Annotated in this window: 3 protein-coding genes; all 3 read right to left on the minus strand. The window is 74.0% G+C overall.

Annotated features, from left to right (window positions below; genetic code table 11):
* Nucleotides 1–3,784: type I polyketide synthase (locus tag OG982_RS30725; protein ID WP_266950244.1), on the minus strand; the 3,784-nt coding region annotated here is incomplete at its 3' end.
* Between the two features lie 63 nt (nucleotides 3,785–3,847).
* Nucleotides 3,848–7,054 (minus strand): SDR family NAD(P)-dependent oxidoreductase, encoded by a 3,207-nt coding sequence (locus OG982_RS30730; RefSeq protein WP_266950248.1) that lies wholly within the window; start codon nucleotides 7,052–7,054, stop codon nucleotides 3,848–3,850.
* Nucleotides 7,055–7,265: 211 nt separating this feature from the next.
* Nucleotides 7,266–13,478 (minus strand): type I polyketide synthase, encoded by a 6,213-nt coding sequence (locus OG982_RS30735; protein WP_266950245.1) that lies wholly within the window; start codon nucleotides 13,476–13,478, stop codon nucleotides 7,266–7,268.
* Between the last annotated feature and the right edge of the window lie 110 nt (nucleotides 13,479–13,588).

Here is a 13,588-nt window from a genome sequence, read left to right on the forward strand (position 1 = left end):
GCGGGCTCCACTCGACGCGGAACAGCGAGTCGTGGAAGGCGGTGCGGGCCGCCCGTACCTGGTCGGGGGTGACGGGGCGCAGCAGCAGCGCGTCGACGGAGGCGACGGGCGCGCCGGACTCGTCGGCGAGGTCCACGGAGACGGTGTCCTGGCCGGCGGGCGCGAGGCGGACGCGCAGGGCGCGGGCGCCGACGGCGCGGAGGCTGACGCCGCTCCAGGAGAACGGCAGCCTGCCGTGCTCGGTGTCCTCCAGCAGGGAGCCCATGCCGACGGCGTGCAGGGCGGCGTCCAGCAGGGCGGGGTGCAGGCCGAAAAGGGCGGCCTCGGCGTGCGCCTGCTCGGGCAGGCGGACCTCGGCGAAGACCTCGTCGGCGCGCTGCCAGGCGGCGGTCAGGCCCTGGAAGACGGGTCCGTAGGCGAAGCCGGAGGCGGTGAGGTGCTCGTAGAGGCCCTCGACGGGGACGGCGGTGGCGTCCTGCGGCGGCCAGGTCGTGAGGTCGGCGCCGGCGCGCGGCGCGGGGCGGGCGCCGGCGGGGGTGAGGAAGCCGGTGGCGTGCCGGGTCCAGGCGCCTTCGCCCCAGGTGTCGTCGGCGGCGTCCTCGGGCCGGGAGTGCAGGGTCAGCGAGCGCCGTCCGTCGGTGTCGGGGGCGCCGACGGCGAGCTGGATCTGGACGCCGCCGTGCGGGGGCAGGGCGAGGGGGGCCTGGAGGGTGAGCTCGTCGAGGAGTTCGCAGCCGGTGTGCTCGCCGGCCTGGAGGGCGAGTTCCACGAAGGCGGTGCCGGGCAGCAGCACGGTGTCCATGACCGTGTGGTCGGCGAGCCAGGGGTGGGTGGCCAGGGAGAGCCGGCCGGTGAAGAGGTAGCCGTCGCCGTCGGCCAGGGCGATGGCGGCGCCGAGGAGCGGGTGGTCGGCGGAGCCGATGCCGGCGGCGGTGACGTCGCCGGTCCAGGCGGTGGGCTGTTCGGGCCAGTAGTGGCCCCGCTGGAAGGCGTACGTGGGCAGGTCGACGCGGGTGGCACCGCGCCCGGCGAAGACGGCGGACCAGTCGGCCCGGACGCCGTGCGCGTGGGCCTGGGCGACGGCGGCGGCGAACGCGGCCGGTTCGGGGCGGTCGGCGCGCAGGGCGGGGACGAAGACGGCGTCGTCCCGGTCGTTCTCGCCGGTGAGGCAGTCCTGTGCGAGGGCGGTGAGGACTCCGCCGGGGCCGACCTCGACGAAGGTGGTGACGCCGAGCGCGGCCAGGCCGCGTACCCCGTCGTGGAAGCGGACGGCCTCGCGGACGTGGCGGACCCAGTAGTCGGCGGTGCAGATCTCCTCGGCGGTGACGGAGGCGCCGGTGAGGTTCGAGACGATCGGGATGACGGGCGGCGCGTAGGAGACGGCTTCGGCGGCTTCCCGGAACGCGTCGAGCATGCCGTCCATGAGCGGCGAGTGGAAGGCGTGGCTGACGGTGAGCCGCTTGGTGCGCCGGCCGCGGGCGCGCAGGGCCTCGGCGATCTCCTCGGCGGCGTCCTCGTGGCCGGAGACGACCACGGAGCGGGGGCCGTTGACGGCGGCGATGGACACCCGGTCGGTGAGGAGCGGGGTGACCTCGTCCTCGGTGGCCTCGACGGCGATCATCGAGCCGCCGGCGGGCAGGGCCTGCATGAGGCGGCCGCGGGCGGCCACGAGGGCGGCCGCGTCGGGGAGGGTGAGGACGCCGGAGACGTGGGCGGCGGCGAGTTCGCCGATGGAGTGCCCGATGAGGAAGTCGGCGGTGACGCCCCACTGTTCGAGCTGGCGGTAGAGGGCGACCTCGACGGCGAACAGGGCGGCCTGGGTGTAGGCGGTCGCGTCGAGCAGCGCCGCCTCGGGGGTGTCTTCGGCGGCGAACAGCACCTCGTACAGGGGGCGTTCGAGGTGCCGGTCGAGTTCGTCGCGGACCGCGTCGAGGGCGCGGGCGAAGCCGGGGTGGGTGGCGTACAGCTCGCGGCCCATGCCGGCGCGCTGGCTGCCCTGGCCGGTGAAGAGGAAGGCGGTGTTGCCGTCGCCGGCGGCGCCGAGGACGGCGGTCGCGGGCTGCTCGCCGGCGGCGAGCGCGTCGAGGTCGGCCAGCAGCTGCTCGCGGTCGGCGGCGAAGAGGACGGCCCGGCGGTCGAGGGCGGAGCGGCTGGTGGCGAGGGAGAAGCCGAGGTCGGTCAGGGCGGCGGGGTCCGCCGCGAGTGCGGGGTGGGCCCGCAGGTGGGCGGCGAGGCGGGCGGCCTGGGCGCGCAGGGCGTCGTCGCCCTGGCCGGAGACCAGCAGCGGCACGGGCCCGGTGGCACCTTCCGCGTCCACCGCGGCGTCAGCGCTGTCGGTGGCGCCCGTGCCGTCGGTCTTCGCGTCCGCGCCGGGTGCGTCGGCGGGCGGGGCCTGCTCGATGACGGTGTGGGCGTTGGTGCCGCTGACGCCGAAGGAGGAGATGCCGGCGCGGCGCGGCTGGCCGGTCTCGGGCCACGGCACGGCCCGGGTGAGCAGTTCGACGTCGCCGGTACTCCAGTCGACGGCGCTGGACGGCTGGTCGATGTGGAGCGACTCGGGCAGGACGCCGTGCCGTATCGCCTCGACCATCTTGATGATGCCCGCGACACCGGCAGCGGCCTGGGTGTGCCCGATGTTGGACTTGATGGAGCCCAGCCACAGCGGTCGGCCCTCGGGCCGGTTCTGGCCGTAGGTGGCCAGGATGGCCTGGGCCTCGATGGGGTCGCCGAGGGTGGTGCCGGTGCCGTGCGCCTCGATGACGTCGACCTGCGCCGGGGTGAGCCCGGCGTTGGTGAGCGCCTGGCGGATGACGCGCTGCTGCGACGGCCCGTTGGGGGCCGTCAGGCCGTTGCTCGCGCCGTCCTGGTTGATCGCGGAGCCGCGGACCACGGCGAGTACGGGGTGGCCGAGGCGGCGGGCGTCGGAGAGCTTCTCGACGAGGAGCATTCCGACGCCCTCGCCCCAGCCGGTGCCGTCGGCGCCGTCGGCGAACGGCTTGCACCGGCCGTCGGGGGCGAGCCCGCGCTGCCGGCTGAACTGCACGAAGGCGCGCGGGCTGGACATGACCGTGACACCGCCCGCGAGCGCCAGCGAGCACTCGCCGCCCCGCAGCGCCTGCACCGCGAGGTGGAGGGCGACGAGCGAGGACGAGCAGGCGGTGTCGATGGTGACGGCGGGGCCTTCGAGGCCGAAGGTGTAGGAGAGGCGGCCGGAGACGACGCTGGCCGCGTTCCCGGTGAGGAGGTACTGCTCGACGCCCTGGGGGACGCCGTCGCGGAGCAGGTCGGGGTAGTCCTGGCCGTTGGTGCCGATGAACACGCCGGCCTTGCTGCCGCGCAGCGTCGCCGGGTCGATGCCGGCGCGCTCGAAGGTCTCCCAGGACGTTTCGAGCAGCAGTCGCTGCTGCGGGTCCATGCCGAGGGTCTCGCGCGGGCTGATCCCGAAGAACGCGGCGTCGAACTCGCCGACCCCGTCGAGGAATCCACCCTCGCGGGTGTACGAGGTGCCCCGCTGGTCGGGGTCCGCGTCGTACAGGGACTCGATGTCCCAGCCGCGGTCGGTGGGGAAGTCGGTGATGGCGTCCCGGCCTCCCGCGACGAGGCCCCACAGGTCCTCCGGCGACTGGATGCCGCCGGGGAACCTGCAGGCCATGCCGACGATGGCGATCGGCTCCGGCTCCTGGGCCTCGACCTCGCGCAGGCGCTGCCGTGTCTGGTGCAGATCGGCCGTCACCCGCTTCAAGTAGCCGATGATCTTGTCCTGATCCGCTACCTGATCCGCCATTGGAACCTCACCCATGTTCGTCACAAACCCTTGCGCTGCTACTGCCTGCTGTCCGCTGTGCTGCTAGATACCGAGCTCGTTCTCGATGAAGTCGAAGAGCTCGTCGGTCGTGGCTTCCTGGAGCTTCTCGGCCACGGCCCCGCCGCTCGAAGGGGCTTGCGGTTCACCCCATTTCGCGAGGAGGGCCTGCAGGCGCGAGGCGATGTCGGCCCGCGTCTCCCCGTCCGGATCGAGGACGGACAGCGCCGATTCGAGCTTTTCGAGTTCCGCGATGCCGGGGGCGGCCGCGGTGCTGCCGTCCTGGACGATCTCGGCGCGCAGGAACTCGGCCAGGACCGCGGGGGTCGGGTGGTCGAAGACCAGCGTCGCCGGGAGCTTCAGCCCGGTGGCCGCGTTCAGGCGGTTGCGGAGCTCCAGCGCGATCAGGGAGTCGAAGCCGAGCTCCTTGAACGCGCGGCCCGCGCCGACCTCGTCGGTGGTGGGGTGCCCGAGCGCGGTCGCCGCGTGGGAGCGGACCAGTTCCAGTACGGCCAGGGCCTGTTCGGCCTGCGCCATCACCGACAGCCGTCGGCGCAGCGCCTCGGCCGGGGAACCCTCCCCGGCCGGGCCGCCCGCTTCACCGGCGGCCGACGCGGCCTGCGCGAGCCGCCGCACCTCGGGCAGGTCCGCGAGGAACGGGCTGGGCCGCACCGCGGTGTAGCCCGGCGTGAACCGCTCCCACTGGATGTCGGCGACGGCGACGGCCGGCTCGGCGTGGTCGAGGGCCTGCTGGAGCGCCCGGATCGCGGCGCGCGGCGCCATGGCGGGCACGCCGCCGCGGTCGAGCCGCTCTCCGATGGCGCCGCCCGCGGCCAGTCCGCTGTCACCCCACCGGCCCCAGGCCACCGAGGTGGCGGGCAGGCCGTCGGCGTGCCGCTGCTCGGCGAGGGCGTCCAGGTAGGAGTTGGCGGCCGCGTAGTTGCCCTGTCCGGCGTCGCCGAGGGTGCCGGCGACTCCGGAGAAGAGCACGAACGCGGACAGACCGAGGTCGCGGGTCAGCTCGTGGAGGGTGAGCGCCGCGTCCGCCTTGGGGGCGAGCACGGTCGCGAACCGCTCGGGGGTCAGCCCGTCGATGACGCCGTCGTCGAGGACGCCGGCGGTGTGTACGACGGCGGTCAGCGGCCGGTCGGCGGGGACGGAGGCCAGGAGGGCGGCGAGGGCGTCGCGGTCGCTGACGTCACAGGCGGCGAGCGTGACCTCGGCGCCCAGCGCGGCCAGTTCCTCGCGCAGCCCGTCCGCGCCGGGCGCCTCGGCCCCGCGACGGCTGGTCAGGATCAGGTGCTCGGCGCCGTTCTCCGCCAGCCAGCGGGCCACGTGCGCACCCAGGGCGCCCGTACCACCGGTGACCAGCGTCGTCCCGGCCGGACGCCACTCGGGCGCGGTCGGCGCGTCGGCGAGCGGGGCGTGGACCAGACGCCGGCCGAACAGCCCGGAGGCGCGGAGCGCCACCTGGTCCTCGGAGCCGTCACCGGCCAGGACTCCCACGAGCCGTTCGAGCGTGCGGTCGTCGGCCTGCGCGGGCAGGTCGAGCAGACCGCCCCAGCGGTCGGGGAACTCCAGCGCGGCGGTGCGGCCGAAGCCCCACAGCAGGGCCTGCGCCGGATCCTGGAGCCGCTCGGAGCGGGAGACTGACACGGCGCCGCGGGTGACGCACCACAGGGGCGCGGCGACGTCGGCGTCCCCGAGGGCCTGGACGAGCACGGCGGTGCCGAGGAGCCCGGCGTGGGCGCGCAGCGCGGCCCCGTCGTCGCCGAGGGCGAGGAGGGAGAGCACCCCGGCGGGGGCGGGGGCCCCCTCCGTGGCGGCCTTCAGGACGGCGGTCAGCGCGTCCCGGCCGGCCGCGTCGGCGGCCACGGTGACGGTACGGACCTCCGCGCCCCGGTCGGTGAGCGTACGGAGAACAGCGGCGGCCGCGTCACCGGCCGCTCCGGAGACCGCCTCGGGCACGACGACCAGCCAGGTGCCGGAGAGCCGGGCGCTGGTGGCTTCGGTCAGGGCCTTCCAAGTGACCCGGTAGCGCCAGCCGTCGACGGTGGACTGCTCACGGCTCTGCCGCCGCCACGAGGACAGCGCGGGGAGCAGGGCGGTCAGGGGCTGGTCGCCCTCGATCCGCAGTTCGGCGGTGAGCGCGGCGAGGTCCTCGCGCTCGACGGCGTCCCAGAACCGGGCGTCGATCACGCTCTCGCCCGTCAGCTCACCCGCTTCGACCGCCGCGGCCTCCGGCCAGAACCGCTGCGACTGGAAAGCGTAGGTCGGCAGGTCCACGCGCCGGGCGCCGGTGCCGGCGAAGACCGCGTCCCAGTCGACCGTCACGCCGCGGACGTAGGCCTCGCCCAAGGAGAGCCAGAAACGCTCCAGACCACCCTCGTTGCGGCGCAGGGAACCCAGGATCGCGGCCTCGCGGCCCGCGTCCTCGACGGTCTCCTGCATCCCGACCGTCAGCACCGGGTGCGGACTCGACTCGATGAACACACCGAAGCCCTGCTCCAGGAGCGTGCGGGTCGCCTGCTCCAGCTCGACTGTCTGACGCAGGTTGCGGAACCAGTAACCGGCATCCAGCTCCGGCCCCTGCACCCACTCACCGGTGACCGTGGACAGGAACGGAACCTCCGCCGCCTGCGGAACGATCGGGGCGAGGAGTTCGGCCAGCTCGTCCCGCAGCAGTTCGACCTGCGCGGAGTGCGAGGCGTAGTCCACCGCGATCCGCTTGGCACGAACCCCGTCCGCCTCACACGAGGCGAGGAGCTCCTCCAGGGCCTGGACCTCGCCGGAGACGACCACGGAAGACGGGCCGTTGACCGCGGCGACGGAAATCCGCTCCTCACCCCACGGCGCGATCCGCTCACGTACCTCGGCAGCGGGCAGCGGCACGGACACCATGCCGCCCAAGCCGGCCAGCACCCGCCCGATCGCCTGACTCCGCAAAGCCACGACACGAGCCGCGTCCTCCAGGGACAAGATCCCGGCGACGCAGGCGGCCGCGATCTCACCCTGCGAATGCCCGATCACCGCACCCGGACGCACACCCGCCGAACGCCACACCTCAGCCAACGACACCATCACCGCGAACAGAGCCGGCTGCACGACATCCACCCGGTCGAGCGAGGGCACGCCATCGGCACCCCGGAGCACATCCACCAACGACCAGTCGGTGAAGGGCTCCAGCGCCTTCGCACACTCATCCACCCGGGCAGCAAACACGGGTGAAGCGTCCAACAGCGCCTCCGCCATGCCCACCCATTGCGACCCCTGTCCGGGGAACACGAACGCGCTCTTGCCCCCGATGACCGACCCCTGGACGAGCAGGGGTGCGGTGCCTCCGGCGGCCAGGGCGGCCAGGCCCACGAGCTGTTCCTCGGGGTCCCGGCCGATCAGTACCGCGCGCCGGTCGTGTGCCGTGCGGGTCGTGGCCAGGGAGTGGCCGACGTCGACGCGTCGCAGGTCAGGACGGGTGGCGAGGTGGTTCAGCAGTCGCTCCGCCTGGCCGCGCAGCGCCTTCTCGGTCTTGGCCGTCAGCGGCCAGGGCAGCGGGGTCCGTCGGTCGGAACCGGTGTCGTCCGGGGTGGTCGCGGTCAGTAGGGGGGGGGGTCGACGACGCAGGGGTCGCCTGTTCGTCGGACCCCTGTTCCGCCGGGGCCTGCTCGATGATGGCATGGGCGTTGGTCCCGCTGAACCCGAACGACGACACTCCCGCTCGCCAGGGGCGGCCCCCGGTCTCGGGCCAGGCCCGCTGTTCGGTCAGCAGGGCCACCTCGCCCGCGCTCCAGTCCACGTGCGGGGTGGGCTGGGCGATGTGGATGCTCTGCGGCAGCATGCCGTGCTGCATGGCCAGCACCATCTTCATCACACCGGCCACGCCGGCGGCGGCCTGCGCGTGACCGATGTTGGACTTGATCGAGCCGAGCAGCAGCGGCTGATCGGCCGGCCGGTCCTGCCCGTACGTGGCCAGCAGGGCCTGCGCCTCGATCGGGTCGCCCAGGGTCGTACCCGTGCCGTGCGCCTCCACGACGTCCACCTCGGCCGTCGTCAGGCGGGCGTTGGCCAGGGCCTGGCGGATGACGCGCTGCTGGGAGGGGCCGTTCGGAGCCGTCAGGCCGTTGCTCGCGCCGTCCTGGTTGATGGCCGTACCCCGGACCACGGCCAGCACGGGGTGCCCGTGGCGCCGCGCGTCCGACAGCCGCTCCACGAGCAGCATGCCGACGCCCTCGGCCGGGCTGAAGCCGTCCGCGTCGGCGGAGAACGCCTTGCAGCGGCCGTCGGTGGACAGGCCTCGCTGGCGGCTGAACTCGATGAAGGTGCCAGGCGTGGACATGACCGTCACACCGCCGGCCAGGGCCATGGAGCACTCGCCGCTCCGCAGCGCCTGCACCGCGAGGTGCAGGGCCACGAGCGATGCCGAGCAGGCCGTGTCGACGGTGACCGCCGGGCCCTCCAGGCCGAAGGTGTACGAGAGCCGGCCGGAGACGACGCTGCCCGCGCTGCCGGTGGCCAGGTGTCCTTCGAGGCCGTCGGCCGCACCCCGTACGAGGTGGGAGTAGTCGGAGCCGTTGGTCCCGACGAACACGCCGGACTGGCTGCCGCGGAGGGTGTCCGGGTCGATGCCGGCCCGCTCGAAGACCTCCCACGAGGTCTCCAGCAGCAGCCGCTGCTGCGGGTCCATGGCCAGGGCCTCGCGCGGGGAGATCCCGAAGAACGCCGGGTCGAAGGCGGCCGCGTCGGAGAGGAAGCCGCCCTCGCGGGTGTAGGAGGTGCCCTGCGCGTTGGGGTCGGGGTCGTACAGCGCCTCGACGTCCCAGCCCCGGTCGGCCGGGAACTGCGAGAGGGCGTCGCCGCCGGAGGCGAGCAGCTGCCACAGTTCCTCGGGGCTGCGGACGCCGCCGGGGAAGCGGCAGCTCATCGCGACGACGGCGATCGGCTCGGCGTCGGACGCGGAGGCGGAGGCAGTCGGTACGAGCGTGGCGCCGACCGCGCCCTGCCCGGCGAGCTCTGCCCGCAGGTGGCGGGCGAGGACGGTGGGCGTCGGGTAGTCGAAGACGAGGGTGGGCGGCAGCTTGAGGCCGGCGGCGGCGTTCAGGCGGTTGCGCAGCTCAACGGAGGTGAGGGAGTCGAAGCCCAGCTCCTTGAACGCCCGGCCGGCCTCGACGGCGTCGGGCCCGGCGTAGCCGAGGACGGCGGCGACGGCGGTACGGACCAGCTCCAGCAGCAGCCGTTCCTGCTCGGCCTCGGGCTGCCCGGCGAGCTGCCGGGTGAGGACGGCGGCGCTGCCGGTGTCCTCGGCCGCGTCGGTACGGGCGTGCTCCATGGCCTGCCGCGCCTCGGGCAGGTCGTGCAGCAGCGGCCGGGCGCGGCCGGAGGTGAAGGCCAGGACGAAGCGCTTCCACTCCATGTCGGCAACGGTCAGCGTGGTCTCGTCACGGTCCAGCGCGTGCTGGAGTGCGCTGACGGCCCGCTCGGGAGCCATCTCGATGACGCCGTGGCGGCGCATCCGGTCGCCGACGGCGCCTTCGGCCATGCCTCCGTCGCCCCAGGGGCCCCAGGCGAGGGAGGTGGCGGGCAGCCCGGCGGCGCGCCGGTACTCGGCGAAGGCGTCGAGGAACGCGTTGCCCGGCGCGTAGTTGCCCTGGCCGGGGGCGCCGAAGGTGGCGGCGAAGGAGGAGAAGAGGACGAACGCGGACAGGTCGAGGTCGCGGGTCAGCTCGTGCAGGTGCAGCGTGGCGTCCACCTTGACCCGCAGGACGCGCTCGACCTGCTCGGGCGTGAGCGCCTCGATCACTCCGTCGTCGAGGACGGCGGCGGTGTGTACGACGGCGGTCAGCGGCCGGTCGGCGGGGACGGAGGCCAGGAGGGCGGCGAGGGCGTCGCGGTCGCTGACGTCGCAGGCGGCGAGCGTGACCTCGGCGCCCAGGGCCGTCAGTTCCTCGCGCAGCCCGTCCGCGCCGGGCGCCTCGGCCCCGCGGCGGCTGGTCAGGATCAGGTGCTCGGCGCCGTTCTCCGCCAGCCAGCGGGCCACGTGCGCACCCAGGGCGCCCGTACCACCGGTGACCAGCGTCGTCCCGGCCGGACGCCACTCGCGCACCGGCGGGGTTTCGGCCAGCCGGGCCCGCACGAGACGTCGCACGAAGAGCCCCGAGGACCGCACGGCCACCTGGTCCTCGGCGGCGTCCCCGGCAAGCACGCCGACGAGTCGTCCGAGCGTCCGGGCGTCGGTCTGCGCGGGCAGGTCGATCAGACCGCCCCAACGCTCGCCGTGTTCCAGGGCCGTGACGCGGCCGAGTCCCCAGATCGGGGCCTGCGCGGGATCGGCCTGCTGCTCGGAACGGCCCACGGACACCGCGCCACGGGTGACGCACCAGAGCGGAGCGGCAACGTCGGCGTCACCGAGGGCCTGGACGAGCGCGAGGGTGGCGATCACCCCGGCGGGCGCGGCGGAGCCGATCGGCTCCGCTTCGGCCCCGGCGGGGGTCAGGAGGGACAGCACGCCCGCCACGGCGGGGCCGTCGGCGAGTGCCTCACGGATCCGCTCGACCAGCTCGGCACGGGCGTCGTGGGTACGGGGGACCGCGATCTGCCGTACATCGGCCCCGTGTTCGGCGAGCGCGCGCACGACGGCGTCGGCTCCCTCACCGGCCTCCGGGACCGCGACGAGCCAAGTGCCGGTGAGACGGGTGGCGGCGGGCTCGGGAGCCGGCTTCCAGGTGATCCGGTAGCGCCAGCCGTCGACCGTGGAGCGCTCCTGCCGACGGCGCCGCCAGGAGGACAGCGCGGGCAGGAGAGCGGTGAGCGTCTCGTCCCCGTCGATGGCCAGCTCGGCGGTGAGGGCGGCCACGTCCTGGCGCTCGACGGCCTCCCAGAAGTGGGCGTCGGCGGTGTCGGCCGGGGACACGGCGGGGCCGGCGTCCGGGGCGGTACCGCTTTCGAGCCAGAAGTGCTCCTGCTGGAAGGCGTAGGTGGGCAGGTCGACGCGCTGGGCGCCGGTGCCGGCGAAGACCGCGTCCCAGTCGACCGTCACGCCGCGGACGTAGGCCTCACCCAAGGAGAGCCAGAAACGCTCCAGACCGCCCTCGTTGCGGCGCAGGGAGCCCAGGATCGCAGCCTCGCGGCCCGCGTCCTCGACGGTCTCCTGCATGCCGACGGTCAGCACCGGGTGCGGACTCGACTCGATGAACACACCGAAGCCCTGCTCCAGGAGCGTGCGGGTCGCCTGCTCCAGCTCGACTGTCTGACGCAGGTTGCGGAACCAGTAACCGGCATCCAGCTCGGTGCCGCTGACCCATTCGCCGGTGACCGTGGACAGGAACGGAACCTCCGCCGCCTGCGGAACGATCGGGGCGAGAAGGGTGTCGAGCTCCTCACGGAGCAGCTCCACCTGCGCCGAATGCGAGGCGTAGTCCACCGCGATCCGCTTGGCACGAACCCCGTCCGCCTCACACGAGGCGAGGAGCTCCTCCAGGGCCTGGACCTCGCCGGAGACGACCACGGAAGACGGGCCGTTGACGGCAGCGACGGAAATCCGCTCCTCACCCCACGGCGCGATCCGCTCACGTACCTCGGCAGCGGGCAGCGGCACGGACACCATGCCGCCCAAGCCGGCCAGCACCCGCCCGATCGCCTGACTCCGCAAAGCCACGACACGAGCCGCGTCCTCCAGGGACAAGATCCCGGCGACGCAGGCGGCCGCGATCTCACCCTGCGAATGCCCGATCACCGCACCCGGACGCACACCCGCCGAACGCCACACCTCAGCCAACGACACCATCACCGCGAACAGAGCCGGCTGCACGACATCCACCCGGTCGAGCGAGGGCACGCCATCGGCACCCCGGAGCACATCCACCAACGACCAGTCGGTGAAGGGCTCCAGCGCCTTCGCACACTCATCCACCCGCGCGGCGAACTCGGGCGAGGCGTCGAGCAGCCCCGCCGCCATGCCCACCCACTGCGAGCCCTGACCCGGGAACACGAAGGCGGTCTTGCCACCGACCACGGACCCGGTCACCACACCAGCGGCCAGCGAACCCGACGCAACCGCAGCCACACCGGCAGCGTGATCGCCGAGAACGACGGCCCGGTGATCCAGCCCCGCACGCGTCGCCGCCAACGACCAGCCCACATCCAGCGGATCCACACCCGGCACACCCGCCAGCCAGCCGGACAGCCGCTCCGCCTGCGCCCGCAACGCCCCCGCGCTCTTGCCCGACAGCACCCACGGCACCACCGGCATCCCAGAACGAACATCCGGCTCAACGGACTCAGCCGTATCCGCGTCCGCCTCCGGCGCCTGCTCCACGATCACATGCGCGTTCGTCCCGCTGAACCCGAACGACGACACACCCGCACGACGCGGGGCACCGGTCCGCGGCCAGGGGACGCTCTCGCCGATCAAGGAGACGGCGCCCGCCTCCCAGTCCACGTGCGGGGTCGGCTCGTCGAGGTGGAGGGTCTTGGGGACGACGCCGTGCCGCATCGCCTCGACCATCTTGATGATGCTCGCGACACCGGCCGCGGCCTGGGTGTGACCGATGTTGGATTTGATGGAGCCGAGCAGCAGCGGCCGGTCCGCCGGCCGGTCCTGCCCGTACGTCGCGAGCACGGCCTGCGCCTCAATCGGGTCGCCCAGGGTCGTACCCGTGCCGTGCGCCTCCACGACGTCCACCTCGGCGGTGGTGAGGCGGGCGTTGGTGAGCGCCTGGTGGATGACGCGCTGCTGCGAGGGCCCGTTGGGGGCCGTCAGGCCGTTGCTCGCGCCGTCCTGGTTGATCGCGGAGCCGCGGATCACGGCCAGCACCGGGTGTCCGTTGCGCTGCGCGTCCGACAGCCGCTCCACGAGCAGCATGCCGACGCCCTCGCCCCAGCCGGTGCCGTCGGCGGCGGCCGCGAAGGGCTTGCAGCGGCCGTCGGCGGCCAGGCCGCGCTGGCGGCTGAACTCGGTGAAGGTGGCCGGGGTCGCCATCACGGTGACCCCGCCGGCGAGGGCCATGGTGCACTCCCCCGCCCGCAGGGCCTGCACCGCGAGGTGCAGGGTGACCAGGGAGGACGAGCAGGCCGTGTCGACGGTGACGGCGGGGCCTTCGAGGCCGAAGGTGTACGCGACGCGGCCGGAGGCGATGCTGCCGGAGCTGCCGGTGCCGAGGAAGCCCTCGACGCCTTCGGGGACGGAGTCGAGGCGGGCGGTGTAGTCGTGGTACATGACGCCGGCGAAGACGGCCGTCCGGCTGCCGCGCAGGGACGTCGGGTCGATGCCGGCCCGCTCGAACGCCTCCCAGGAGGTCTCCAGCAGGAGCCGCTGGTGCGGGTCCATGGCCAGGGCCTCGCGCGGGGAGATGCCGAAGGGGGCGGGGTCGAAGCGGGCGGCGTCGTAGAGGAAGCCGCCCTCGCTGACGTAGCTGGATCCGGCGCTGTCGGGGTCGGCGTCGTAGAGCGACTCCACGTCCCAGCCCCGGTCGACGGGGAACCCGGAGACGGCGTCGTCACCGTCGGCGACGAGCCGCCACAGGTCCTCGGGGCTGCGGACGCCGCCCGGGTAGCGGCAGCTCATCGCGACGATCGCGACGGGTTCCTGGTTCTGCTCCTCCACCTCGCGCAACCGCCTGCGGGCCTGGCGCAGATCGGCGGTCGCCCGCTTGAGGTAGTCGCGAAGCTTGTCCTCGTTCACCATGTGCGTGGGCTCCATGCCAGAGAGGCGGTCGTACGGGTCTGTCCGTGGGGTGTTCGGGGTGTTCGGGGTGTTCGGGGTGTTCGGGGTGTTCGGGGTGTTCGGGGTGTTCG

It is taken from the genome of Streptomyces sp. NBC_01551 (assembly GCF_026339935.1).
GTDB lineage: Bacteria > Actinomycetota > Actinomycetes > Streptomycetales > Streptomycetaceae > Streptomyces.

Bases quoted from the DNA above. Each gene is read 5' to 3' on its own strand.
- OG982_RS30730 (WP_266950248.1), bottom strand. From the start codon at position 7,054: ATGGCGGAGGCGCTGTTGGACGCTTCACCCGTGTTTGCTGCCCGGGTG.
- OG982_RS30735 (WP_266950245.1), bottom strand. From the start codon at position 13,478: ATGGTGAACGAGGACAAGCTTCGCGACTACCTCAAGCGGGCGACCGCC.